Annotated in this window: 19 protein-coding genes; 9 read left to right on the forward strand and 10 right to left on the reverse strand. The window is 71.9% G+C overall.

Annotated elements, in window-relative coordinates; translation table 11 throughout:
• Window positions 1–221: 221 nt before the first annotated feature.
• Together ACO03V_RS02550 and ACO03V_RS02555 are read left to right on the forward strand one after the other, a co-directional pair.
• Window positions 222–1,235 carry an LLM class flavin-dependent oxidoreductase gene (locus ACO03V_RS02550; RefSeq protein ID WP_423136494.1) on the forward strand — a complete coding sequence of 338 codons (1,014 nt, stop codon included), beginning with the start codon at window positions 222–224 and terminating at the stop codon, window positions 1,233–1,235.
• Window positions 1,236–1,272: 37 nt separating this feature from the next.
• A complete protein-coding gene (locus ACO03V_RS02555) occupies window positions 1,273–2,169 on the forward strand; it encodes an alpha/beta hydrolase (RefSeq protein ID WP_423136495.1) in 897 nt (298 codons plus the stop codon).
• A 232-nt stretch (window positions 2,170–2,401) separates the two neighbouring features.
• Here ACO03V_RS02555 and ACO03V_RS02560 read toward each other — a convergent pair whose 3' ends face one another.
• From ACO03V_RS02560 to ACO03V_RS02580, 5 genes are all read right to left on the reverse strand, one after another.
• A complete protein-coding gene (locus ACO03V_RS02560) occupies window positions 2,402–3,598 on the reverse strand; it encodes a PLP-dependent aminotransferase family protein (protein WP_423136496.1) in 1,197 nt (398 codons plus the stop codon).
• Window positions 3,595–6,063 (reverse strand): dipeptide ABC transporter ATP-binding protein, encoded by a 2,469-nt coding sequence (locus tag ACO03V_RS02565; protein ID WP_423136497.1) that lies wholly within the window; start codon window positions 6,061–6,063, stop codon window positions 3,595–3,597. The genes ACO03V_RS02560 and ACO03V_RS02565 overlap by 4 nt, the downstream gene beginning before the upstream one ends.
• The gene (locus ACO03V_RS02570) at window positions 6,060–7,076 is read right to left on the reverse strand and encodes an ABC transporter permease (protein WP_423136498.1); all 1,017 of its coding nucleotides are present in this window, start codon (window positions 7,074–7,076) and stop codon (window positions 6,060–6,062) included. Before ACO03V_RS02570 ends, ACO03V_RS02565 begins: the two co-directional genes overlap by 4 nt.
• A 91-nt stretch (window positions 7,077–7,167) precedes the next feature.
• Window positions 7,168–8,814 (reverse strand): ABC transporter substrate-binding protein, encoded by a 1,647-nt coding sequence (locus ACO03V_RS02575; protein WP_423136499.1) that lies wholly within the window; start codon window positions 8,812–8,814, stop codon window positions 7,168–7,170.
• A gap of 21 nt (window positions 8,815–8,835) precedes the next feature.
• On the reverse strand, window positions 8,836–10,251 hold the full coding sequence (locus ACO03V_RS02580; RefSeq protein WP_423136500.1) for an FAD-binding oxidoreductase: 1,416 nt from the start codon (window positions 10,249–10,251) through the stop codon (window positions 8,836–8,838).
• Between the two features lie 310 nt (window positions 10,252–10,561).
• On the opposite strand from ACO03V_RS02580, the gene ACO03V_RS02585 reads away from it, so the two are divergent.
• The 3 genes from ACO03V_RS02585 to ACO03V_RS02595 are packed head-to-tail and all read left to right on the forward strand — an operon-like array spanning window position 10,562 to window position 14,972.
• A complete protein-coding gene (locus tag ACO03V_RS02585; RefSeq protein WP_423136501.1) occupies window positions 10,562–11,743 on the forward strand; it encodes an LLM class flavin-dependent oxidoreductase in 1,182 nt (393 codons plus the stop codon).
• The gene (locus ACO03V_RS02590; protein WP_423136502.1) at window positions 11,740–13,092 is read left to right on the forward strand and encodes an NtaA/DmoA family FMN-dependent monooxygenase; all 1,353 of its coding nucleotides are present in this window, start codon (window positions 11,740–11,742) and stop codon (window positions 13,090–13,092) included. The genes ACO03V_RS02585 and ACO03V_RS02590 overlap by 4 nt, the downstream gene beginning before the upstream one ends.
• Window positions 13,089–14,972 (forward strand): FAD/NAD(P)-binding protein, encoded by a 1,884-nt coding sequence (locus ACO03V_RS02595; RefSeq protein ID WP_423136503.1) that lies wholly within the window; start codon window positions 13,089–13,091, stop codon window positions 14,970–14,972. Before ACO03V_RS02590 ends, ACO03V_RS02595 begins: the two co-directional genes overlap by 4 nt.
• 24 nt (window positions 14,973–14,996) lie before the next feature.
• Here ACO03V_RS02595 and ACO03V_RS02600 read toward each other — a convergent pair whose 3' ends face one another.
• Window positions 14,997–15,392 carry a hypothetical protein gene (locus ACO03V_RS02600; RefSeq protein WP_423136504.1) on the reverse strand — a complete coding sequence of 132 codons (396 nt, stop codon included), beginning with the start codon at window positions 15,390–15,392 and terminating at the stop codon, window positions 14,997–14,999.
• A 488-nt stretch (window positions 15,393–15,880) separates the two neighbouring features.
• A complete protein-coding gene (locus ACO03V_RS02605; protein WP_423136505.1) occupies window positions 15,881–16,402 on the reverse strand; it encodes an adenine phosphoribosyltransferase in 522 nt (173 codons plus the stop codon).
• Between the two features lie 379 nt (window positions 16,403–16,781).
• Here ACO03V_RS02605 and ACO03V_RS02610 point away from each other — a divergent pair, with 379 nt between their 5' ends.
• Both ACO03V_RS02610 and ACO03V_RS02615 read left to right on the forward strand, forming a co-directional pair.
• Window positions 16,782–18,461, forward strand: coding sequence for a glycoside hydrolase family 13 protein (locus ACO03V_RS02610; protein WP_423136506.1), 1,680 nt, complete (start codon window positions 16,782–16,784; stop codon window positions 18,459–18,461).
• A 34-nt stretch (window positions 18,462–18,495) separates the two neighbouring features.
• Complete coding sequence (locus tag ACO03V_RS02615; protein ID WP_423136507.1) at window positions 18,496–19,491, forward strand: LacI family DNA-binding transcriptional regulator; 996 nt, start codon at window positions 18,496–18,498, stop codon at window positions 19,489–19,491.
• Between the two features lie 102 nt (window positions 19,492–19,593).
• Here the strand turns inward: ACO03V_RS02615 and ACO03V_RS02620 are convergent, their stop codons facing one another.
• Window positions 19,594–20,796 (reverse strand): NAD(P)/FAD-dependent oxidoreductase, encoded by a 1,203-nt coding sequence (locus tag ACO03V_RS02620; protein WP_423136508.1) that lies wholly within the window; start codon window positions 20,794–20,796, stop codon window positions 19,594–19,596.
• Window positions 20,797–20,978: 182 nt separating this feature from the next.
• On the opposite strand from ACO03V_RS02620, the gene ACO03V_RS02625 reads away from it, so the two are divergent.
• On the forward strand, window positions 20,979–22,193 hold the full coding sequence (locus tag ACO03V_RS02625; protein ID WP_423136509.1) for an amidohydrolase: 1,215 nt from the start codon (window positions 20,979–20,981) through the stop codon (window positions 22,191–22,193).
• A gap of 453 nt (window positions 22,194–22,646) precedes the next feature.
• Here the strand turns inward: ACO03V_RS02625 and ACO03V_RS02630 are convergent, their stop codons facing one another.
• Window positions 22,647–23,744 carry a hypothetical protein gene (locus ACO03V_RS02630; protein WP_423136510.1) on the reverse strand — a complete coding sequence of 366 codons (1,098 nt, stop codon included), beginning with the start codon at window positions 23,742–23,744 and terminating at the stop codon, window positions 22,647–22,649.
• Window positions 23,745–23,827: 83 nt separating this feature from the next.
• A complete protein-coding gene (locus tag ACO03V_RS02635) occupies window positions 23,828–24,037 on the reverse strand; it encodes a hypothetical protein (protein ID WP_423136673.1) in 210 nt (69 codons plus the stop codon).
• A gap of 146 nt (window positions 24,038–24,183) precedes the next feature.
• Between ACO03V_RS02635 and ACO03V_RS02640 the strand changes: the two genes are divergently transcribed.
• A complete protein-coding gene (locus ACO03V_RS02640; RefSeq protein WP_423136511.1) occupies window positions 24,184–24,774 on the forward strand; it encodes a hypothetical protein in 591 nt (196 codons plus the stop codon).
• The last annotated feature ends 160 nt before the right edge of the window (window positions 24,775–24,934 follow it).

A 24,934-nucleotide genomic window follows, 5' to 3' on the forward strand; every position in this document is an offset into this window, starting at 1 on the left:
TGTGACAAGTCAGCGCCGGCGGAGTGCGACCAGCGGAGGCCGTGACTTGGCGCAAATGCACACCAGGGGCAGCCCCGCGCGCACATCTGTGACAAGTCAGCGCCGGCGAACGGACCCGTGAGGGCCGTCACTTGGCGCAGATGTACGCCAGAAGCAGCCCCGCGCGTACATCTGTGACAAGTCAGCGCTGAGGGGGGCACCGCCGCGGCTAGCGTGGCGATGTGACCCGACCGCTGCGCTCCCTCGGCTTCCTCACCATCGGCCTCTTCGACCGCGACGACCCCCGCGCCGGGCACGAGACCACGCTGTCGATCATCGAACGCGGCGAGCGCCTCGGCTTCGACAGCGCCTGGCTGCGCGACCGCCACCTGCAGTACGGCATCTCCTCGCCCGTGGCCGTGCTGGCCGCGGCATCCCAGCGCACGAGCAGCATCCGCCTCGGCACCGCGGTCATCCCGCTCGGATGGGAGAACCCGCTCCGCCTCGCCGAGGACCTCGCGACCGTCGACGTGCTCTCGGGCGGCCGGTTGGAGCCCGGCTTCTCGGTCGGGCCGCCCCGTCGCCTCGAGGAGATCGCCCCCGCGCTCTACCCCGACACGGCCGACCGCGAGGACTTCGGGTACGAACGCCTCGCGCGCCTGCGCCGCTTCCTCGCCGGCGCGCAGGTCAGCCCGTTCGCCGGGACGGAGGGCATCGAGGAGTACTCCGAACGCATCGAGCCGCACGCCGCCGGTCTCTCCGACCGTCTCTGGTACGGCGCGGGCAGTCCGACGTCCACGGCCTGGGCGGCCGAGAACGGCTTCCATCTGCTGACGAGCAGCGTCATCCAGTCCGTGCACTCCACCGACTTCGACGCCGAGCAGGACGCGCAGATCCGCCAGTACCGCGAGACGCACCCGGACGGCGAGCGCGCGCGGGTGTCGCAGGGCCTGGTCGTGGTCCCGACCGACTCGGCCACCCCGGAGCAGGTCCGAAGCTACGAGGCCTACGCCGAGGCGCGACGCGGACGGGTCGGCATCCCTCAGGGCCCCAAGGGACTGCTCTTCGCGGAAGACATCGTCGGCACCTCGGAGCAGATCGCGGAGCGGCTGCTGTCGTCGCGCTCCTTCCCGCAGGTCGACGAGGTGGCGTTCGCTCTGCCGTTCGACTTCGCCCCCGACGACTACGCGCAGATCCTCGAGGACATCGCGGGGCGGCTCGGGCCCCTGCTCGGCTGGCGATCGCCCGCCGCCTGACCCTCCGTTCCCAACGCTTCCGGAGAGGAGAAGCCGCATGTCGCTTCCCACCAAGGCCCTCGTCACGCTCCTGCACCTGCGGCCGAAGCCGCTCGCCTCCGCCGAGGCGATCGCCGCCGAGGTCGCCCACGACCGTGTGAACGCCGATGTCCCGTCGAGCCTCGAGCGCAGCCACGACATCGTCCGTTCGGTCGTGGACGGGATGCCGGTGCTCACGCTGTCGCCGAAGGGCTCGGCGCCGACCGGCGAGCTGCTGTACCTGCACGGCGGCGCGTACGTGCACCCCCTCATCGACCTGCACTGGCAGATCATCGAGCACCTCGCCGCAGAGACACCCGTGCGGGTGACCGTCCCCCTTTACCCGCTCGCGCCCGAGCACACCTGCGACGAGACGTTCCCGGCGCTCCACGCCGTCTACGACGGCCTCGCGTCGTCCGGCCTGCCCCTCGTCGTCGCGGGGGACTCGGCGGGCGGAACCCTCGCCGTGGCATCCGTCCTCCGCGCTCGCGACGAGGGACTCGGCTCGCCGGCGGCGGTCCTGCTGTTCGCCCCGTGGGTCGACGCGCGCATGACCAACCCGGCGATCGCCGACATCGAGGCCCACGACCCCGTCCTCGGCAGGGCCGGGCTGGTGTGGGCCGCGCAGAAGTGGGCCGGCGGCCGGCCCCTCGCCGACCCGTGGCTGAGCCCGCTGACCGACACGCTCGCAGGCCTCCCGCCGCTGGCGGTCTTCCAAGGCGGCGTCGACATCTTCGCCCCCGACGTCCAGCTCTTCGCCGAGAAGGCGGCGGCGGCCGGGACGCCGGTCGAGCTGCACCTGTACCCGGACGCGTTCCACGTCTTCGTCGCCGTGCCTCAGCTTCCGGAGGCGAAGGAGGCGCTCGCGCGGGCGCAGGAGATCATCGCCTCGGCCGCCGCTGGACCCGCCGCCTGAGGCGACGACCCGGATCTCGCAGAATCGGCCCCTCCTCGCAGCTTCCGGCCGACATTCTGCGAGGTCGGCGCCCTTCTGCGAGGTCGGCGCCCTTCTGCGAGTTCCGCCCCGCGGTCGGCGCCGCGCCGCCACGGCGCGGTCAGCGCCGCGCCGCGCGGACGGTCATCGCCCCACCGGCGACCCCGGATGCCGGCTCGCGACCACGGCCGCACCGCGACCGCCCGCACCGCCCTCACCTCTGCCGCGCCACCGCCCTGGCCAGCCGCGCCGCCGCCTCGCGCAACGACTCCTCCGACGTGTCTCCGTAGGCGAGGCGCAGGTGCCGGTCGGCATCCGTCCCCGGTCCCGAGGGGAAGAACGACCCCCGCTGGTACTCCACGCCCTCGACGGTCGCGTCGGCGGCGAGCCGGTCGGCGTCGAGCGCGTCGTCGGTCAGCCGCGGCCACAGGAACAGCCCGCCGTCGGGAACCGTCACGTCGAAGACTCCAGGCGCCGCCGTCGAGAGCGCGTCCGCCAGCGCGTGCGCGCGGGAGCGGTACAGCGCCCGCGCCTCGCCGAGCACCCGCGGGAACAGCCCCGCGTCGCTGGTGAGCAGCTCCGCCACGACGGCCTGCACGAAGGTCGAGGAGTGCCCGTCCTGACGGCTGCGCAAGGCCACGGCATCCGGGATCAGACGGTCCGGCAGGACGACCCACCCCAGGCGCAGGCCCGGGCCGAGGGTCTTGGTGAAGGTGTTGACGTGGATGACGTGATCGGAGTCGTGGAACGGCGCGAGCGACTCCGCCTCGCCGTGGAAGCGCAGCTCGCGGTAGCGGTCGTCGGCGAAGACGACGAAGCCGTACCTTTCGGCCAGCTCGACGAGGTCGCGGCGGCGCGCGGTCGGCAGCGACGACTGCGACGGGTTGTGGAACTCGGGCACGGTGTAGACCGCGGCCGGGTGGGCGCCGGCGTGCAGCTGCGCCGCCAGCGCGTCGACGTCGAGGCCGTCGGCGCCCACAGGGATCGGCAGCACCCGCGCGTCCGCGAGCTGCAGACCGCGCAGGAACAGCGGGAAGACGGGGTTGTCGACCGCGACGAGGTCGCCGCGCTCGAGCACCGTCTGCACCGCGATCGACAGACCGTGGAAGCCGCCGTTGGTGACGAGGACGCGGTCCACGGCGACGCCCTCGTGCGCGGCGATCCATTCGCGCAGCGCCGGGATGCCCTCGGTCCGCGAGTACTGCAGCGACGGCGCACCGGGCTGCGCCAGCACCCGGGCGGTCGCCTCGGCGAGCTCGGCCGTCGGCAGCACGGAGGGATCCGGAATGCCGCCGAGCAGCTCGATCGCGTCGGGACGGCGATCGCGGAGGGTCTGGTCGCCGAACCCCTTCGGGGCGGTGAAGGCCGCGACGAGCGCGGGGCGGGAGCGGGGAGGGGAGAGCAGGGTCATCGGGGGCTCCGGAGGTCGGGGACGGGGATGGCGTCGACGAGCGCCCGCGTGTACTCCTCGCGCGGGTGCGAGAGCACGTCGGCGACGCGGCCGGCCTCGACGACCCGTCCGTCCTTCAGCACCGAGACGGTGTCGGCGATCTGCCGGACGAGGGCGAGGTCGTGCGAGACGAACAGGTAGGTGAGGCCGCGCTCGCGCTGCAGACGGCGGAGCACGTCGAACACCCCGGCCTGCACGGTGACGTCGAGCGCGGAGGTCGGCTCGTCGAGCACGATGACGTCGGGCTCGAGCACGAGGGCTCGAGCGATGGCCACGCGTTGACGCTGGCCCCCCGACAGTGCGTCGGGACGGCGTCGTGCCAGGTGCGGCGACAGGCCCACGGCATCCAGGGCCTCCGCCGCTCTCGCCGCGCGCGAGGTGCGCGTCCCGACGCGGTACTGGTCGAGGGGTTCGCGGACGATGCGCCCGACGCTCCAGGTGGGATCGAGCGAGGTGAACGGGTTCTGGTAGACGAGCTGGAGGTGACGACGGATGCCGCGGAGCTCCGCCGGCGTCCGCCCGCCGACCGCCGCCCCGTCGACGTGGATCTCGCCGGCGTCGGGCGTCTCGAGCCCGAGCAGCAGCCGCACCGTCGTCGTCTTGCCCGAGCCGGACTCGCCGACGAGGGCGTGCGTGGTGCCCGCGGGGATGCGGAACGACACGTCCGATACCGCCGCGCGGGCCGTCCCGTCGACGACGAAGCTCTTCGAGATCCCGCGGACCTCAACGCGGGCGGCGGTGGTGTCGGTGGTCCACGCGTCGACTCCGCGCTCGTCCAGGTCGCGGCGGTAGCGGTCGGGGTTCAGGGCGGGGGCGTCGGCCTGCAGCTGGACGGTGTACGCCGACGCGGGCGCGGCGAACACCTCGCGGGTGGGTCCCGCCTCCTGCACCCGCCCGTCCTTCAGCACGACGATCTCCTCGGTGCGCTCGGCCGCAATAGCCAGGTCGTGCGTGATGAGCAGCAGGCCGATCCCGAGGTCGCGACGCAGCTCGTCGAGCAGGTCGAGGATGCGCTTCTGGATCGTGACGTCGAGGGCGCTCGTCGGCTCGTCGGCGACGAGCAGCTCGGGCCGCGGGAGCACCGCCAACCCGATCAGCACCCGCTGGAGCATGCCGCCCGACAGCTGGTGCGGATACGAGTCGTACACGCGCCGCGGGTCCGGCAGCCCGACGCGCGCGAGCACGTCGAGCACGGCCGCGCGCGCGGCCGCGTCATCCGTGAGGCCGGCGAGCGCAGCGGCCTCGTGCGCCTGCGAGCCGATCGTGCGCACCGGGTTCAGAGCGTGGGCGGGGTCCTGCGGGACGAAACCGATCCGGCGTCCGCGGAAGGGGCGGAACCGCGCCTCGGCGAGGCCGAGCACCTCGGTGCCGTCCAGTTCGACGCGCCCGGTCGCCCGGCCCGCGGCGCGTGGCAGCAGCCGCAGCACGGACCGCGCGATCGTCGACTTGCCCGAACCCGATTCGCCGATGAGCGCGAGGCTCCCCCCGCGCGGGATCGCGAACGAGACGTCGTGCACCACCGGGGTGCGCCCGTAGGCGACCGGGAGGTCCTCGACGCGCAGAAGGGGGTGAGCGGTCATGACGTCCTCCGGAGCCAGCGGCTGATGCGGTTGATCGAGAGCACGGTGGCCACGGTGACGAGCGCGGGCCACACGACGAGCCAGGGCGCGCGCGGGTAGTCCTTGCCCCGCGGAGATGAGCAGGCCCCAGTCGGATGCCGGCGGCGGGTCCCCGTAGCCGAGGAACGCGAGCCCGGCGATGACGAGGATCGACAGCCCGAACTGCAGGACCGCCAGCGGGATGAGGGAGCGCGAAGCGTTGGGCAGCACGTGACGGAACAGCACGTGCAGGGTCGAGCCGCCCTGGAGGCGTGCGGCCTCGACGAACACCGACGACCGCACCCGGAGCACCTCGGACCGCATGACGCGGGCGAACACGGCCACGGCCGACACCCCGGTCGCGATCGCGGCGTTGATGGTCTGGAACCCGAGGGAGCTGACGATCACGACGGCGAGCAGGAACGCCGGGATGGCCAGCAGCACGTCGACGAACCGCGCCAGCACCACGTCGGTCCATGCGCCGAGGAAACCCGCGAGCAGTCCGATGAGACCGCCCACGACGACCCCGATGGCCACCGCCACCAGAGCGCTGGTCACCGAGGACTGCGAGCCGTACACGATGCGCGCGAACAGGTCGCGGCCGAGATGGTCCGTCCCCAGCAGGTGGGCCGCGCTGGGCGCCTGGAGCTTGTCGGCCGGCACTCCCTGAGCGGGGTCCTGGGCGGTGAACAGGCCCGGCGCGAGCGAGAACACCAGCACGACGCCCACGACGACGAACGACACGACGACGCCGACGGGGACGGACCACCGGATGCCGCGGACCCGCGCCCCCGCCGAGCGCGGCGCCGAGGTGAGCAGGGCGGTCATACGACGCTCACCTCCTCCCGCGCGAGAGGGACGGGGCGGGTCCGGGGGACAGCCGCCGCGGCCCGGCCGGTGCGCCCCACGGAGACCCGCGGGTCGAGCAGCGGGTAGGCGAGGTCGGCGAGGAGGTTCACGACGACGAAGACGATCGCGGCGAGCGAGACCACCGCCTGCAGCACCGGCAGGTCCTGGCTCGCAACGGCCGACTCGACCAGCGTGCCGATCCCCACTCGACCGAAGATGGCCTCGGTGATGAGCGCCCCGCCCAGCAGCTCCCCCACGATGAGGGCGAGCACCGTCACCGTCGGCAGCGCCGACGGCTTCACCAGGTGGCGGAGGAACAGCGCCCCCGATCGCAGGCCGCGCGAGCGGGCGACCGCGACGTACTCCTGGCGGGACTCGTGATCGAGCGACGAGATCAGCACCTCCGCCAGTTGAGCGGACACCGGGATGCCGAGGGCCACCGCCGCGAAGAAGGTGCCCCAGGGCGTCTCCGTGTCGATCATGCTGAACAGCCCGAGACCGAACGCGAAGACGTGGATGAGCAGCAGGCCGATCACGAAGTTGGGCACCGAGAGGAACAGCGACGGCAGCGCGCGCAGCACCCCCTGCCCGAACCGCGCCGGCAGGAACTGCGTGCCGTAGGCGATGGCGACGGCCAGCACCACGGCGACGGACAGGGCCGCGGCCGCGAGGCTCAGGGTGGACCCGAGCGCATCGAGAACGAGGGTGCCGACGGGGAGGTTCGACCGGAGCGAGACCCCGAGGTCGCCGGTGACGAAACGCCCGAGCGACGACCCGAGCTGCACCCACCAGGGCTGATCGAGACCGTAGTACGCCACGATGCGGGCGATGTCGTCCTCCGTGAAGCCGTTATCGGGGTTGCGCAGCGTGCTGGTGACGGGGTCGCCGGGCAGGATGCTGATCACGATGAACGTGAACAGGTACGCCAGCAGCACGACGACGGCCGCCTGGCCCGTGCGCCGCAGCGCGAACCGGCCGTAGGTCCGGAGCACGTCGTCCTCCTCTCGGTGCGGGAATGGAGGTCGCCCGCGGATGCGGCGACCGGGCCGGGGGAGGGAGGCCGTGGCATCCCTCCCCCGGTGTTCAGTCGTTGAGCCAGGCGTCCAGGTAGTACGCGTAGGCCAGGCCGTTGTAGCTGACACCGCTGACCTCCGGCGCCTGGACGTACACGCGCTGCACGATCTGCGTGAGGGGCACGAAGTAGCCCTGGTCGAGCACGTACCCCTGGAGCTCGTCGGCGACCTGCGCGCGGGAGTCGCGGTCGGTGGCCGTCGCGATCCTGGTCGACAGGTCGTTCAGGGTGGCGTCCGAGGTGCCGACCTTGAACCAGTCCTCGTCGCCCTTCTTCTGTGCAGTGAGCACACCCGCGACCGTTCCGACGTCGACGAAGCTGCGCGTGATCTCGGTCGCTGGGATCGCGGCGTTGCCGATGACCTTCTGCCCGTAGGTGGGCACGTCGTAGGTCTCGAGGTTCACCTCGAAGCCGAGGGCCGTCAGCTGCTGGTCGACGAGCTCATCGACCGCCTGGGAGGCCTGCAGATACGGGTTCGGATACAGCGTGAACGAGAGCTTCTCACCGTCCTTCGTGCGCACCCCGTCGGCGCCCGGCGTCCAGCCGGCCTCGTCGAGGAGGGATGCCGCCTCCTCGGGGTCGTAGGCGAACTCGGCGCTGTGGTCGGTCGCCTCGGGCACCGTGCTCTGGATGAACGACTCGGCCGCGTGCCAGTCCTCGGTGTAGACGGTCGAGAGGATCTCGTCGCGGTCGATGCCGTGCTGCACGGCCCGCCGCACCGCGATGTCGTCGAAGGGCGCGACGGTGGTGTTCAGGGCGTAGCCGTTCACGAAGCCGAGGTAGCGCGGCGTCTCGACGGTCAGCCCCTCCTCCTTCAGGGCTTCCAGGTCCTGGGGGCTGGCGTTGTAGGCGACCTGCGCCTGCCCCGACTCGACCGAGGCGGTGCGCAGCGACGGCTCGGCGACCTGCTTGTAGGTGATGGTGTCGAGGTAGGCGGCACCCTCGTGCCCGACCGCCTCCGGACCCCAGTCGTAGTCGTCGCGCTTCTTGAGCACGACGCTGTCGCCTTCGGCGACCTTCTCGACGACGAACGGGCCGCTGCCGATGTCCTGGGTGAGGTCGGCCTGCTGCTCGGCGGGCAGGGCGAGGGTCTCGGGCGACAGGAGGATCGACCCGTGGTACGCCAGCGTCGGGATGAAGCTGAGGGTGGGGGCCGAGAACGAGACCTTCACGGTCGTGGCATCCACCGCCTCCGCCCCGACGTAGTTCGCGGACGGGAACAGACCGATGCGGTTGATGCCCTCGTCGGGTCGTCCCTTCGCCCAGATCTCGATGTTCGCCACGACCGCCGCCGCGTCGAGCGCGCTGCCGTCCGAGAACGTCACACCCTCCATGAGGTGCAGGGTGAACTCCGTCTTGTCGGCGTTCTCGTCCCAGCTTTCCGCGATCCACGGGCTGAGGTTCCCCTCGGCGTCGACGTAGACGAGCTTGTCAGTGACATTGCCCCAGATGTGGCCCTGGTAGCTGGAGATCGAGCTGTTGTTGGGGATCCAGGTCGCCCCGAGCGAGTCGATGAGGAAGACGAGGTCCCCGCCGGGCTGCGGGACGGCGTCCACGGCCGGGGCGGAGGTCGCTCCGGCGCCGCACCCGCTGAGGAGGACGGCTCCGACGGTGAGGGCGGAGGCGGCACCGATGAGGCGCCGGAATCGAATGGTCATGAGGGTCCTTGGGAGGTCGGGTCAGAGGGCTTTGCCGGGGTTGAGGAGACCGGCGGGATCGAGGGCGTCCTTGACGGCGAGCTGAGCCGCGCGGACGCGGGCGGTCAGCTCCTCGGCGGCGAGCGCGCGCTTGACGGTGCCGATGCCGTGCTCGCCGCTGGCCGTGCCACCCAGTCCGAGTGCGAGACGCACGAGCTCGTCCGCGGCGTCGTGCAGGGCCGGGGGCACCGCGGACGGGTCGGCGCCGGCGGGGATCTCGCGCGTGATGACCGGGTGCAGGTTGCCGTCCCCGGCGTGGGCGACGGCGCTCACGGCCACGCCGTGCCGGGCCGCGATCGCGGGGAACCGGTCGAAGACCTCGGCGATGTGCGACTTGGGGACGGCGACGTCGCCGCCGGCGAACCACGACCCCTCGTCGAAGCGGCGGCCGGATCGCCGCAGCTCCCAGAGGGTCTCGGCATCCGTCTCGCTCTCCACCCGCACGTGCGCGCCGACGGCCTCCAGCGCCGCGGTCAGCTCGGTCGTCTGCTCCTCGATGCCGAAGCCGTCGAGCTCGATGAGAAGGAGCGAGGCGCCCCGGGCGCGCAGACCGGCGTCCTGAGCCGCGTCGATGCCCGCGAGCGTGGGTTCGTCGAGGAACTCGATGACGCTCGGGCGCACGCGCGATGCCGTGATCGCGCCGATCGCCGCGGCGCCCGCGGCGGTGGAGGCGAAGAACGCCGTCACGGTGCGGCGGGCGACCGGCAGCGGCCGGATGCGCACGGTGGCGCCGACGACGATGCCGAGCACCCCCTCGGATCCGACGAAGAGCGAGACGAGGTCGAGGCCGGTGACGCCCTTGATCGAGCGGTACCCGACCGAGACGAGGCTGCCGTCGGCGAGGACGACGTCGAGGGCGAGCACGGACTCGCGGGTCACGCCGTACTTCGCGCACCGCAGGCCCCCGGCGTTGGTGGCGATGTTGCCGCCGATGGTCGAGATACGCCAGCTCGCGGGGTCGGGGGCGTAGAAGAGACCGAGCGGGGCGAGACGCTCGTTCAGCGCCGCGTTCAGGACCCCGGGCTCGACGACGGCGACCTCGTCGGCGGGGGCGATCTCCACGATCCGGTCGAGGCGGTCCGTCGAGATAACGAGCTGGCCGGTGTGCGCCGTGGCGCCGCCCGACAGGCCCGTGCCCGCACCCCGCGGGACGACGCTCACGCCGTGCCGGGCGGCGAGGCGCACGAGACGCTGCACCTCGGCGACCGTGGCGGGGAAGGCCACCGCGGGACCGTCGGTCACCGCCGCCCCTCGACGCGGGGCGGTGCCGGCGTCGTGGGAGAACTCCGCCGTCGCGGCGGAGGGCGGGCGCACCTCGATGTCGGGCGCTTCGCGGCGCACGTCGTCGAGCAGGGCGGACAGCCCCGTCGTCGGGGCGATCGCGGTGGGAACGCTCATAGAGGGACCTCTCTCGGTCGGTCGGCGGATCGGATGGCGCTCCGGCCGAACGTAGGCGGGCCGGTCGCCGCCCTCACCTCGGGCGACACGGTCCGTAGCGACGGGTCACGGTCGGACACGGTGCGTCGCGGAGCGTCATATCGGAGGACGAGGCGTGCATCCGGGCGGCGTCGGCGCTCGGTTCCGCGCCGTCCCCTCCGTCGGCACGCTTCGAGGCGCTGCGTTACGCCGGGGATTGAGACCGCCGGGACACCCGACGACAGTGATCAGCACGTCGCCCGACGGACGTGCCCGGAGAGAAGGAGTCCCGATGCCCGACCGCATCCCCCTCGCTGTCGCCCTGGACGGCGCCGGTTGGCACCCGGCCGCCTGGCGCGAGCCCTCGGCCCGGCCGACCGCGCTGACCTCGGCCGCCTACTGGCGCGGTCTCGCCCGCACCGCCGACCAGGCCGGCCTGCTCTTCGCGACGATCGAGGACGCCCTGAGCCTCGGCGGCCGATCCCCGGAACCGGATGCCGAGACCCGACGCGACCGTGTCCGCGGACGCCTCGACGCGGTGCTGCTCGCCTCGTTCCTGGCCCCGGCGACGCGTCGCCTGGGTCTCATCCCGACGGCGACGACGACGCACCCCGAGCCCTTCCATCTCGCGACCGGCCTGCAGACCCTCGACCACGTGAGCCGCGGTCGCGCGGGGGTGCGCCTGGTCGCGGGGTCCACGGCGCAGGAACGCGCCAACTTCGGACGCCGCCTCGAGGGGCCGGACGGACTCCCGGCATCCGGTCGCGTCGAGGACGACCCCGCCCTGCTGGCCGCGTTCCGGGAGGCCGGGGAAGTGGCCGACGTCATCCGTCTCCTTGCGGACTCGTGGGAGGACGACGCGATCGTGCGCGACCTCGAGACGGGGAAGTTCCTCGACCGCGACCGCGTGCACAACGTCGAGTTCGCGGGCGAGTTCTTCTCGATCACCGGGGCGTCGATCGTGCCGCGGTCCCCGCAGGGCGCGCCGCTCATCACGGCCCTCGCGCACCAGACGGTGCCCTACCGCTTCGCCGCGGAGCACGCCGACCTCGTGTTCGTCACTCCTCGTGATGCGGCCGCGGTCCGCGGCATCCTGAGCGAACTCGACGGCAGCGATGACCTCCGCGTGTTCGCCGATCTGCTCGTGCTCGTCGAGGACACCGCTCCCGCCGCCCGGGCGACCTGGGAACGGCTCCAGGAGCGCGCCCTCCTCACCACCGACGCCCGCGTCGTCGTGGGGACCGCCGACGACGTCGTCGAGGAGATCCGCGCGCTCGCGGAGGCCGGAGTCGACGGCATCCGCCTGCGCCCCGCCCGACTCCCCGCCGACCTCGACGCGATCGCCGCGCACGTCGTGCCCCGCGCGGCGGCCGCCGGACTGCTGCGCCCCGACGACGGTGCGCCCACACTCCGCGAGCGCGTCGGACTCCCCCGCCTCGCCAGCCGTTACGCCCGTCAGGAGGTCGGCGCATGACCCGCCGTCGGATCCATCTCGCCGCGCACTTCCCCGGGGTGAACAACACCACCGTGTGGACCGATCCGAGCGCGGGTAGCCAGATCGACTTCTCGTCGTTCGAGTACTTCGCCCGCACGGCCGAACGCGGCCTGTTCGACTACCTCTTCCTCGCCGAGGGACTGCGGCTGCGCGAGCACCGCGGGCAGCTGCACGACCTCGACGTCGCCGGGCGGCCGAACACCCTTGCGATCCTCACCGCCCTGGCTGCGGTCACCGAGCACATCGGCCTCGTCGGCACGCTCAACACCACCTTCAACGAGCCCTACGAGCTCGCCCGCCAGCTCGGCACCCTCGACCTGCTGTCGAACGGCCGCGCCGGGTGGAACGCCGTGACGAGCTCCGACGCGTTCCACGGCGCGAACTTCCGCCGCGGCGGCTATCTCGACCACGCCGACCGCTACGTGCGGGCGTCCGAGTTCGCCGCCCTGTCGAAGGCGCTGTGGTCGTCGTGGCGGGAGGACGCGATCGAGGCGGATGCCGAGACCGGCGCGTTCCTGCGCGACGATGCCGTCGCGCGCGTGCGGCACGAAACCCGCCTCTTCGATGTCGACGCGGTGTTCGACGTGCCGCGCTCCCCCCAGGGCCGGCCCGTGATCGTGCAGGCCGGCGACTCCCCCGACGGCCGCGACTTCGCCACGCAGCACGCCGACGTGATCTTCTCGCTGCACACCGCCTTCGACGACGCGCAGCAGTTCTACCGCGACGTGAAGGGACGCCTCGCCGCGAACGGCCGCGACGAGGACTCGCTCAAGATCCTCCCGGCGGCCACTTTCGTGCTCGGCGACACCGCGAGCGAGGCGCGGGAGCGCTCGCGCGAGATCGCCCTGGCCCAGGTGCGCCCGCAGACGGCCATCACCTACCTCGAGCAGATCTGGAACCGCGACCTCAGCGGATACGACGCGGACGGCCCGCTCCCCGACATCGAGCCCGACACCGGCGTCGAGACCGCGCAGGGCTTCGCCGGACGCCACGCCGCGATCCGCGCCCGCGTCGGCCAGCTCCGCGCGCAGGCCACCGCCGAGAACCTCAGCATCCGCGAGCTCGTCATCCGCCTCACCGCGAACCACACCTTCGTCGGGACCCCGGAGCACGTGGCATCCGAGATCGACCGGTACGTGCAGGAGCGGGCCACGGACGGGTTCACCGTCGTGGGCCACGTCACCCCGCACGGCCTCGACGAGTTCGCCGACCGGGTCGTCCCGTTGCTGCAGGAGCGCGGCTCGTACCGGCGGTTCTACGACGAGGGCGCGACCCTGCACGACCTGCTGGGCCTTCCGCCCGTCCTCCCGAGCGTCGCGGTGCGATGACCGATCTCGTCGTCGTCGGGGCGGGCCCGCGCGCGGTGATGCTCGTCGAGCGTCTCCTCGCCCGGCGCACCCCCGCGTCGGTGACCCCGCTGCGCCTCACCCTCGTCGACCCTTACCCGCCGGGGGCCGGACGGATCTGGCGCCGCGAGCAGTCGTCCCTCCTGAAGCTGAACTCGATAGCCCGCGACGTGACCGTCTTCACCGACGAGACCTCCACCATCGCGGGGCCGGTGCGCTCCGGTCCGTCGCTCATCGAGTGGGCCGAGCGGGTCCGCGTCGGAGCGATCCCCGACGCGCGCATCGACGATCCCGATCTGGATGCCGAGCTCCGCGCGCTGCGCGGAGACAGCTTCCCCACCCGGCGGCTGCAGAGCGCCTACCTGGACTGGTTCTGGCGCCGCACGGTCGCCATCGCCCCGCCCGGGGTGGAGGTGCGCTGGCAGGAGGGGACGGTGCAGTGGGTCGACGAGTCGCTCGACGGCTACGAGGTGGCCCTGGCCGACGGCATCCGTCTGCCCGCCGACGTCGTCGTGTACGCGCTCGGCCACAACGGGCGCGACCCGGAGGGCGAGACCCGCGAGCTGCTCGCCGCGGCCGCCCGCCACGACCTGGTCTACATCCCCCCGGCGTTCACCGCCGACGCGGACCTCCGCGGGCTGACCCCGGGCGCGGACGTCATCGTGCGCGGCATGGGACTGGCCTCGGTGGATGCCGTCGTGCTCCTCACCCACGGGCGGGGAGGACGCTTCGAGCGGCTCCCCGACGGCGGCCTCCGCTACGTCCCGTCAGGAGACGAGCCGCGGCTGCACCTGGGGTCGCGGCGCGGCGTGCCGTACCGGTCGAAGGTGTCCTCCGTCCTGCGCGGTGCGCCCGTCGCGCGCGAAGTGCTCACCCCCGCGGCGATCGCGGACCTGCTGGCGCGACCGGGGGCGGTCGACTTCGTCGACGACGTCTGGCCCCTCATCGCGCGCGAGCTCGTGTGGGGCCACTACCGCGAGCTGTTCACCGCCTTCCCCGAGCGCGTGCGGACCTCCTGGGACGACTTCCGGTCCACGCTGCGCGCCGTCGACGGCGACACCGAGGCCCTCCGCCGCGAGGTCGCCGCGGTCGTGCCCGATCCGCTGGACCGGTTCGACGTGGCATCCCTCGACCTGCCCCTCGGCGCGGAGACCTTCGCCGACGCGACCGCGGTGCACGAGCGCGTGCGCCGGCACATCGGCGAGGACCTGCATCTGCGGACCGCCCCGGAGCGCAGCACGGCGCAGGCGCTGTTCCTGACTGTGCTGGGGTCGTTCCTCGCGCTGGCCGACATCCCCACGCAGCGCTGGAGCGCCCGCTCGCGCGCCGTCGACTTGCCCGTCACGTGGCACACCTTCTTCAGCTACGTCGCGTCGGGTCCGCCCGGGCACCGGCTCGAGGAGCTGTTGGCCCTCGCCGACGCCGGCGTGGTCCGCTTCGCCGGTCCGGAGCTGTCCGTCCGCGTGGAGGCGGGGCGGTTCGTCGCGTCATCGCCCCGGGTCGGCGGGGAGATCGCGGCCGACGCGCTCGTGGACGCCTGGCTGCCGCGCACCGCCGCGGCATCCAGCGACAATCCCGCGTTGCGCGAGCTCGCCACCCGGCACGGGCGAGAAGTCAGCGTCAGCGACGCGACCTTCAGCGGCTCGCTGGGCCGCGTCGAGGTCGACGCCGACGGGCGGGTCGTCGCCCGCGACGGCGTCCCGCACTCCCGCCTGTTCGCCCTCGGGCCGTTCACGTCGAGCACCGAGGCGGGAGCGTTCACCCGCCCGAAGTCGGACTCGCTCTCGCTGCGCCAGACCGACCGCGTCGCCGAGGCCGTCGCCGCGGCTCTGGCGCAGACGGCCGCCCGCCTCCGCCTCTGACCCGCGGTGACCGACCGTCCGGCGTCACGGGTGCAGCCCGGCGATTTGCGCGTTCACGACGGCGGGGATACTGAACAAGGCGAGCGCGAAGACCACGGAAGTGACGGCCAGAACCATCGCCCCCGAGCGACCGCCTCGATACGCCCGGTTCGCGGCGAAAAAGGCCATGACGAGCAGCGCGACAGGAGCGACGAGCCACAGCAGCAGAAGCCAAGGAGCGAAGAGGCCGATCCAGAAGAGAAACCAGAGCGGCACCGCCCCCAACAGGACGCCGAAGATGACCAGGACCGACAGCCCGATGCCGAGGATTGTGCTGTCGGCGCGCTGCTCCGGAGTCAATGACTCGGCTCGCCGAGAGCTTCGGTCCACCTGCACATAGCGGCCGGGGACCGACGAGTTGACCGGTGCGTCATCGTCCACGCCGCCACGCTAGGGGCACGTCTCGCGGGTGTGGCGGGCATTCACCCGTCCGACCGCGGCATTTCATACGTCCCGCCACAGACGGCCCCGGCCGCCCGTCCCGCTCTCGCGCAACTCCTGAGTCTCGAGCGGCGGGGGTTCGGCGCTTCGGCGGAAGAGCGGCCGTTGCGCGCTGAGGCCGGTGCGGCAGCGCAGAACTCAGGAGTTGCGCGAGCGCCCCGCCGCCGCCCGCGTCGCGCTCCGGAGAAAAGCATCCAGGTGGGCGTTCCGGCCGCCGATCGGGCCGGTTCCGCGGGCGGAGCGCCGGAGCCCGGCACACCCGGCCGGGCACCCGCCGTCGGTCCGAGCACGGGAGCACGGCACACCCGGCGTCCGTCCGAGCGCCGGAGCACGAAACACCCGGCATCGGTCCGAGCACGGGAGCACGGCACACCCGGCGTCGGTCCGAGCGCCGGAGCCCGGCACACCCGGCCGGCGCACCCGCGGGGTCAGACGTGGAAGACCGTGTGCACGTCGCCGCCGAGCACCGCGCGCCCGCCGAGCGCGTCGATCTCCAACAGCACCGCCGTGCCCGTGACCTCGCCGCCGAGCTGCGCGACGAGCTCGCGCCCCGCCTCGAGCGTGCCGCCGGTCGCGAGCACGTCGTCGAGCAGCAGCACGCGCGTGCCGCGGGGGATGTCGTCGTGCATCTCGATCTCGGCGGTGCCGTACTCGAGCGCGTACGACACCGCGGCGGCGGGGCGGGGGAGCTTTCCGGCCTTGCGGATCGGGACGAGTCCCACCCCGGCGGCGATCGCCGCGGCCCCGGCCAGGAGGAAGCCACGCGCCTCGATCCCCGCCACGACGTCGAACCGGCCGGCGAACGGCTCGATCAGCGCATCGATGGTCGCGCGCAGCGCGGCGGCATCCGCCAGCAACGGTGAGATGTCGCGGAACACCACCCCCGCCTCGGGGTAGTCGGGGATGCTGCCGATGAGCGATTCGGCACGGTCGAGCGCGGGGTTCGTCACCGCCCCACCCTAATCGCGCGCCCTCGCGGCCCGCGAAGGGAGGAGATGTCGCGAACGGAGGACCCCCGCGGCATCCCTCCTCCTCCCCCGGCCACATCCCCTCCCCCCGCCACATCACCTCCGCGGCCCGCGAAGGGAGGAGATGTCGCGAACGGAGGACCCCCGCGGCATCCCTCCTCCTCCCCCGGCCACATCCCCTCCCCCCGCCACATCACCTCCGCCGCCCGCGAGGGAGGAGACCCGCGAAGGGAGGAGATGTCGCGAAGGGAGGACCCCCGCGGCATCCCTCCTCCTCCCCCGGCCACATCCCCTCCCCCCGCCGACGCCCCACCGCCCCGGGGGTTGACCGCACTGCAAGCGCTTGCACTAGCGTGGGCGCATGACTTTCACGCAGCAGGACGCGCGCGCCGACCTCGAGTCCGCGCCCGGCTCGGAGTGGTGGCGCACCGCCGTCATCTACCAGATCTATCCCCGCTCCTTCGCGGACGCCTCCGGCGACGGCCTCGGCGACCTCGCGGGCGTCACCGCGCACCTCGACGACCTGCAGGACCTGGGAGTGGATGCCATCTGGCTGAGCCCCTTCCAGACGTCGCCGCAGAAGGACGCGGGGTACGACGTCGCCGACTACCGCGACGTGGACCCGATCTTCGGCACCCTCGACGACTTCGACGAGATGCTGTCCGCGGCCCACGACCGCGGCATCCGGGTCATCGTCGACCTCGTCCCGAACCACTCTAGCGACCAGCACGTCTGGTTCCAGGAGGCGCTGAAGGCCGCGCCCGGGAGCCCGGAGCGGGCGCGCTACATCTTCCGCGACGGCAAGGGCGAGAACGGCGAGCTCCCGCCGAACAACTGGGAGTCCGTCTTCGGCGGCGGCATGTGGAAGCGCGTCACCGAGGCCGACGGCACCCCCGGGCAGTGGTACCTGCACATCTTCGACGAGAGCCAGCCGGACTTCGACTGGACCAACGAGGAGGTGCGCGCGGAGTTCCGCGACATCCTGCGCTTCTGGCTCGACCGCGGCGTCGACGGTTTCCGCGTCGACGTTGCGCACGGCCTCATCAAGGCCGACGGGCTGCCCGACTTCACGCCCGACCCCGAGGGCGGCTCCATGGGCGGCGACGCGGCGGAGGTCCCGTACTGGGGTCAGCCCGGCGTCCACGACGTGTGGCGCGAGTGGCACGAGGTGCTCGCCGCGTACGACGGCGACCGCGCGCTGTGCGCCGAGGCGTGGCTTCCGACCGTCGAGCAGACGGCCCTCTGGGTCCGCCCCGACGAGATGCACCAGGCCTTCAACTTCCACTACCTGGAGACGAAATGGGATGCCGCGGCCCTGCGCGACGTCATCACCGACTCGCTCGAGGAGTACGGTGCCGTCGGCGCTCCGAGCACCTGGGTCCTGTCGAACCACGACGTCGTCCGCCACGCCTCGCGGCTCGCGCTCACGGCGGAGAACCCGCAGGGCGCCGGCATCGGCCCGAAGTCGCCCGGCCAGCCCGACCCGGTCGTGGGCCTGCGCCGCGCCCGCGCCGCGACGTCGATGATGCTGGCGCTGCCCGGCTCGTCGTACCTCTACCAGGGCGAGGAGCTCGGACTCCCCGAGGTCATCGACCTGCCCGACGACGCCCGCCAGGACCCGACCTGGTTCCGCACCGAGGGCGAGCGCTACGGGCGGGACGGATGCCGCGTGCCCATTCCGTGGACGGCTGACGCGCCCGCGTACGGCTTCAACACCACGGGCGAGTCATGGCTGCCGCAGCCGGCGGAGTGGGCCGAGCTGGCGCACGACGTCCAGGTCGACGACCCGTCGTCGACGCTGACGCTGTACCGGTCGCTCCTCGCCGAGCGCCGCGCGCGCGACCTCGGCGCGGGGCACCTCGAGTGGCTCGACGGGTACGGCGACGACGTGGTGGCGTTCCGCAACGGCTCCCTGCTCGTGGTCGCCAACCTCGGCGCGGACGCCGTCGAGCTGCCTGCGGGCGAGGTGCTCATCACGAGCGGCCCGCTCGACGGCGATCGGCTGCCGACCGACACGACCGTGTGGATCGCCGCGGCCTGAGCCGTGGCATCCCTCCCCCGCTGAGAACGAGACCGTGGCCGGAATCGACGACGTCGCCCAGCGCGCGGGCGTCTCGACGGCCACGGTCTCGCGGGCGTTGAGCGGGCGCGGCCCGGTGTCGGCGCGCACCCGAGAACGTGTCGTCGCGGCGGCCGACGAGCTCGGTTACGTCGTCTCGGCGGCGGCATCCAGTCTGGCCACCGGACGCACGCGCGCCATCGGCGTGGTCGTGCCGTTCCTCGACCGCTGGTTCTTCAGCACGGTGCTGGCCGGGATCTCCGACGGTCTCGTCCGGCACGGCTACGACATCACCCTCTACAGCGTGACGTCCGACCGCGACGAGCGTCGACGCGTCTTCGGTGACAACCTGCGGCGGCGGCGCATCGACGCGGTCATCACGATCGCGCTGGACCTGGATGCCGAGGAGTCCGCGCTCGTTCGCGGTCTCGGCATCCCGGTGGTGTCGATCGGCGGCCCGAACCCCCTGCTGACGACCCTCACCGTGGACGACCGGGCCGTCGGGCGCCTCGCCACGACGCACCTGCTCGACCTCGGTCACCGGCGCATCGCGCACATCGGCGCGGATCTCGCGTCCGACGCGTCCGTCCCCGCGCTCCGTCGGCGCGGCTTCGACGAGGTGATGAGGGATGCCGCCGGCGCCGAGCCCCGTTTCGAGCCGGCCGACTTCACGATCGAGGGCGGTTCGGCCGCGGCGACACGACTGCTGACGGGGCGGACGCGCCCCACGGCCGTGTTCGCCGCGTCGGACGAGATGGCGATCGGCGCGATCCTCGCCGCACGGGAGGCCGGTCTGCGGGTGCCCGAGGACGTGTCGGTGATCGGCGTCGACGGGCACGAGCTGGGGCGCTGGTTCGGGCTGACGACGGTCGACCAGTTCGCGCGCGGGCAGGGCGGGCGGGCCGCCGAGGCCGTCCTCGCGGAGATCGACGGCGCCGAGCCCAAACGCCGGCGCGGCACCCTCCCGTTCGAGCTGCACGATCGCGGCTCGACGGCGCCGCCCCCGGTCTGACCGGCCGTCGGTGCGCGGGCGGGAGCCCGGCGGACCGGGGCCCGGGCACGCAGAGGGGCCGGGGCCCGGACGGGCAGGCGGGCAGGCGAGAGGCCGCTGACGTCAGGCCGGGCGGATGCGGCCGATCAGGTCGTCGCGCGTGAGCGTGTCGCCCTCGGCGAGGACGGCGCGCGCCGCGTCGCGGGCGTCCTCGACGGCCCACAGCAGGACGCCGACGACTCGTCCGTCGTCGAGGTAGTAGACGACGCCGCGGTCGGCGTCGGCCCAGTCCTCGACGGTCTCGAGCGACGAGTCGAGCGTGCCGACCGCCTCGTACCGGACCCCGAAGACGGCCGAGTAGTAGTAAGGAGTGTGCGTGTAGGGCTCCCGCGCACCGGCGAGGTTGCGGCCGGCGGCCTTGCCCATCTCGTTCGCGTTGTCGACGTGCTCCACGCGCCGGCGCCCGAGGACCCGGTCGGGGTAGCTCGCGACGTCCCCCGCGGCGAAGACGTCGTCGACCGAGGTGCGCAGCTGCGCGTCCACGACCACGCCGTCCCCGACGTCGAGTCCGGCGTGCTCCGCGAGGTCGCTGGCGACCTGGATGCCGAGACCGCTGACGACCGCGTCGGCCCGCACCTCGTCGCCGTTCTCCAGCTCGAGCCGTGCGCCGGTGGCATCCACCTCTCCCCCGGTCACCTTGGAGCCCGCCACGATCTCGACGCCGTGGTCGCGGAAGAGGGCCTCGAAACGTTCAGCGAGAGCGGGCGGGAAGACCGCGTCGCCGAGCACCGAACCGGTGTGGATGAGCACGGTGTGCACATCGTTCTGGGTGAGGGCGGCCGCCAGCTCGGAGCCGATGTATCCGCCGCCGACGACGGCGATGCGGTCGACGTCCTTCGCGAGCGCGCGCAGGCGGCGGTAGTCCTCGGCGGTGCGGAAGCTCAGCGCCCGCTCGCCGTCGGTCCGGTCGTCCACGGGGAGCGGGATCGGGGTGCCACCGGTCGCGAGGAGCAGGCGCGTGTAGGTGATCGTGTCGCCGGCGTCGGTGTCGACCTCGTGCGCGTCCGGTCGCACGGCCATGACCCGGGTGCGGAGCATGATCTGCGCGCCGGTGTCGTCCGCGGTGCCCAGCGGGACCTGGTCCCAGGTGAACTCGTCGTCGGTCCACAGCTTCTTGCTGAGCGCGGGACGCGTGTACGGCTCGTCGACGTCGTCGCTGACGATGCCGATGGTCCCGGCGGCATCCACCTCCCGGATCCCCCGAGCGGCGGTGTCGGCGACCATTCCGCCGCCGACGATGAGGTAGTCGAAGTGTGTGCTGGACATGGCGTCAGCCTCCCGGCCGAGCCTGAACACGAAGGACGGCTTTACAGCGGCGGCCCCATCCGGTAGTCGGAGGGAAGTTCGCTCTCGGGGCGCGGATCCTGCGCCCCGGCCGCGGGAACGCGTCCCGGACCGCCCACCGGCGACCCCGGACGCCACCCGCCCGGGCGAACTAGGCTCGGAGTATGAGCGTCGATCTCGAGAGCCTGTACACCGACCTCCACAAGCACCCCGAGCTGTCCTTCCAGGAGACACGGACGGCCGGCGTCGTCGCCCGCCACCTGACCGACCTCGGACTCGAGGTCGAGGAGGGTGTGGGCCGCACGGGCCTCGTCACGACGATCCGCAACGGCGACGGGCCCGTCGTCTGGCTGCGCGCCGACATGGACGGCCTCCCCGTCGAGGAGCAGACCGGCCTGGAGTACGCCAGCACCGCCCGCGGCGTCGACCCCGCCGGCAATGCCGTCCCGGTCATGCACGCGTGCGGGCACGACATGCACGTGACCGCCCTCATCGGCGCCCTCGAGCGCCTCGCCGCCACGACCGACGAGTGGTCGGGCACGATCGTCGCGGTCTTCCAGCCCGCGGAGGAGTACGGCGCCGGGTCGCAGGCGATGATCGCGGACGGCGTGCTGGACCGCTACCCGCGTCCCGACATCGTCCTCGGCCAGCACGTCACCCCGCTGCCGACCGGCACGATCGGCGTCCGGCCCGGGACGCAGATGGCCGCGTCGGACGGGCTGACCGTCGTCCTCCACGGTCGCGGCGGCCACGGCTCGCGCCCGCACTCGACGATCGACCCGGTCGTCATGGCCGCGGCCACCGTCATGCGCCTGCAGACCGTCGTCTCGCGCGAGGTCGACCCCCGCGACGTCGCCGTCGTCACGGTCGGCTCCATTCACGCCGGCCTGAAGAACAACATCATCCCCGCCGAGGCCAAGCTCGAGCTCAGCCTCCGCTACCCCGACGACGCCGCCCGCGAGCGCGTGATGGCCAAGGTCGAGCGCATCGTCCGCGCCGAGGCGCAGGCCTCGGGCGCCGAGCAGACCCCGACGATCTCGACCGACCACACCCTGCCGCCGACGATCAACGACCCCGACGCCACCGCCCGCCTCACCGGGGCCTTCCGCCGGGCGTTCGGCGAGACCAGCGTGGTCGACCCCGGCATGTTCACCGGCAGCGAGGACGTCTCGTGGTTCGCCCGCGAGTCCGGCGCCCCGCTGGTGTTCTGGTTCTGGGGCGGGGTCGACCCGCAGACGTTCGCGGCCGCGATGGCCGGAGGGACGATCGAGCGGGACATCCCGACCAACCACTCCCCCTACTTCGCGCCGGTGATGCAGCCCACCCTCGACCGCGGTGTCGAGAACCTCGTCGTCGCCGCCCGGGAGTTCCTCGCCTGATCGGCCCGGATGGATGCCACCCCGTGGCATCCACCCCTCCCCCCGTCCTGGAGGCCGGTTCGCCGCCGCCGTCCGGCGGAGTCTGGGGCCGACACGACGCCTCGATGGCCCCACCACCCGGCGTGTCGACCGAAACTCCGCACGACGGCAATGACCCACCCTTCCCGGCGACGCCCCGGGCGGATGCCACCCTGTGGCATCCCCCCTCCCCCGTCCTGCGACGTGGGCGCGCGTAGAGGGGCAGACGTCGGGTGCGTTCGCGGCATGGTCCAACGCGGTCGAGGTCGTTCCCGGGACGCCGACGAGTAGCTGATGGCGCTCGAGAGTTGACTACGTTACGAACAAACTGACATAACGTAGAGTAGCGTCAAGACCCAGCTCGTCAGCCCCAGCGCAGATGCAACGAGCCTCGGGCCGGGGTCTCGCGGCACAATCGAGCCCAGCTAGCTCAATCTAGGGCGCTGAGACGACGACCGGAATCAATACGAGTCGCGCTAGGCGGTGATCGTCGTCACCTGCGAGCACCTCGAAGTCGCTACGTTCAGTCGCGTTCCTCACGTCGCGAACATGCTGCGTACGTGAATGGTGGGCCAACGCATCCGTAGCCGTCTGAATGATGCGCGTGCCGTCATTGGGTTCGCGAATGAACAAGATCAGAGCCAAACGGGTGTGTCGCCACAGCGCGTACCGCGACAGGAGCTGTTCGACTCCGTTTTCGAAGGCGGCACGACCTTTCCAGATCTTGCACTCAGCAACGAAGGCGTCCCGGTCCTTCCAACGAAGTAAGACGTCAGCCTTGCCGCGTCCGATGAAGGTTTCGCCCGTGACTTGACCCTGGAAGTTCGCGTTGAGGACGAAGAGCAGGGTGTCCCTCATGGCCTCTTCATCGTGGTCGAGCATGCTGTTTGCTGTAGCGGGCAGCCGTTCCAGTGCCCGCGAGAAGGCCGTAATTGTCTCGATGATCATTTCAGCCATCGAATCGGCCAATATCCAGTCCTCAGTTCGTTGCTGTGACGCTCCGGCAGCGAGCGATCGCACGGAAAGCGGAGAGGGTGTCAATGGGACGTGCACCCGGTCGGAATCACGCGGCCCAAGCGGCACATGGAGACGATGCAGGGAGCCGCGCATCAACCTCGTCAAACGCGACCTGGGCGCGAGTGCGGCCCTTAGGGCAGACCCCATCTCATCCCGTCGCTTCGCGATCGCAAGGTTCGACTTACGAACCCCCTCCAACATGGCCGTGTCGACCTCTTCGAGGGCAGCCTCTAGGTTCTGATCCCAATCCGTCTCGGAGTCAGAGAGCTGGTTGAGGTCCGGTGTAATGCGGAGCTCTACGAATCCGGAGCTACCGGACCACTGCCCGCCCAGCCGCGTGATGTGGAGGAAAGTGTCGATGTCGCCCGACAGGGGATAGCGGAGCATGAAGTGCTCGCCCTGCTGCTCTACATAACGATCACCGGGATCGAGGGTGACGAATTTGGCCGCGTGTGCATCTACGAGAGAAGCGACCACTTCATCAAGCGTGAATGTCGCCAATGAGTCGTCGGGCACTGACTCCGCGAGGGTCCTTATCCGTCTAGCAAGCGGGTTCTCGTCTGCCTCCGAACCCACAGTCATGACGGGGAGCATATCCGTTATCCTCTCGGATCGCGGTGGAGAACTACCGGGTCCCAAGACCGCGGCTCATAGGTCGACAGCCATGGGCCGGCCGTCTCCGTCGACGGCGACGAAGACGAGGATGCAGTGCATGGTGTCGCCGGGCTGGCGGTGTGGACGTCGCCGGCGTGGACAGTACCGTGCACGTGCATGCTCGAGCGGCCTGTGAGGACGATGCGAGCGTGCACCTCGACCAGGGCGCCGGGGCGAATGGGGCGGGTGAAGTGGACGTTGCCGACGCGCTCGCGCAAAGCGAGGACACAGGGGAAGCTTGAGACTGCTCTGAAGGTCGGCGGCTCCGGGGAACGTCCGTCCCTCAACGTAATGTTGAAAGGTGCCGCTGAGTCCTTTCCGAGCGTTTGTCGACGAGTCGTCAGCAGTTCGTTCCACGACGCGGCAGGAGTACCTCATCGGCGCTGCCCTCATTCCGCTCGAGGCGTGTGATGAAATCCGGGAGCAGCTTCGTTCCCTTGCTCTGCCCGGTCAGGTCAAGCTGCACTGGACCGACGAGAGCGAATCGCGGCGCCGCGCCATCGTCTCGCGCATCTCAGAACTCGCCCCAATGACCGTCGTGGTCACGCACCTCAGCGAGAGGGTGAAGAAGAACGAGCGCTGCCGACGCAAATGTCTCGAAGCTCTCTACTACGACATGGTCGAGATGGAGGTGTTCGATCTCCTACTCGAGGACCGCTCCCCCAGCCAGAACAGCCGGGATCGCGCACACATCGTGTCACTGCAAGGTCAGGGCCTCGACCGTCGCGTCCGGATCGCCCACCAACGCGGTGGCGACGAACCGCTCCTGTGGATTGCCGACGTCCTTCTGGGAGCGATCAACTCCGCGAAGCTCGGCCAGCCGGCCCACCTAGAGACGCTGCAGGATACTCTCATGCTCCGGCACCGCACCGTGGAGTCGTTGGAGTCCTGAAAAGCGAAGGGCCCCAGATCCAGTCGTCCGGCTGGGGTTCTGAGGCCTTCTTCCGATCCCGTCGTAACGGGTGGCAGGTTCTATTGTGACACGTATTTGGTCGGCAAGCCACGGCCGCTCAGCCTCAGCCCCGCCAGGATGATCGAGCCAAGCCGCTGGG

Source organism: Microbacterium sp. HMH0099, from assembly GCF_049384025.1.
Classification (GTDB): domain Bacteria; phylum Actinomycetota; class Actinomycetes; order Actinomycetales; family Microbacteriaceae; genus Microbacterium.

Coding starts and splice junctions, on each gene's coding strand:
- ACO03V_RS02620 (WP_423136508.1), bottom strand. CDS start 20,796: ATGTCCAGCACACACTTCGACTACCTCATCGTCGGCGGCGGAATGGTC.
- ACO03V_RS02595 (WP_423136503.1), top strand. CDS start 13,089: ATGACCGATCTCGTCGTCGTCGGGGCGGGCCCGCGCGCGGTGATGCTC.
- ACO03V_RS02625 (WP_423136509.1), top strand. CDS start 20,979: ATGAGCGTCGATCTCGAGAGCCTGTACACCGACCTCCACAAGCACCCC.
- ACO03V_RS02555 (WP_423136495.1), top strand. CDS start 1,273: ATGTCGCTTCCCACCAAGGCCCTCGTCACGCTCCTGCACCTGCGGCCG.
- ACO03V_RS02575 (WP_423136499.1), bottom strand. CDS start 8,814: ATGACCATTCGATTCCGGCGCCTCATCGGTGCCGCCTCCGCCCTCACC.
- ACO03V_RS02580 (WP_423136500.1), bottom strand. CDS start 10,251: ATGAGCGTTCCCACCGCGATCGCCCCGACGACGGGGCTGTCCGCCCTG.
- ACO03V_RS02590 (WP_423136502.1), top strand. CDS start 11,740: ATGACCCGCCGTCGGATCCATCTCGCCGCGCACTTCCCCGGGGTGAAC.
- ACO03V_RS02610 (WP_423136506.1), top strand. CDS start 16,782: ATGACTTTCACGCAGCAGGACGCGCGCGCCGACCTCGAGTCCGCGCCC.
- ACO03V_RS02565 (WP_423136497.1), bottom strand. CDS start 6,063: ATGACCGCCCTGCTCACCTCGGCGCCGCGCTCGGCGGGGGCGCGGGTC.
- ACO03V_RS02585 (WP_423136501.1), top strand. CDS start 10,562: ATGCCCGACCGCATCCCCCTCGCTGTCGCCCTGGACGGCGCCGGTTGG.
- ACO03V_RS02560 (WP_423136496.1), bottom strand. CDS start 3,598: ATGACCCTGCTCTCCCCTCCCCGCTCCCGCCCCGCGCTCGTCGCGGCC.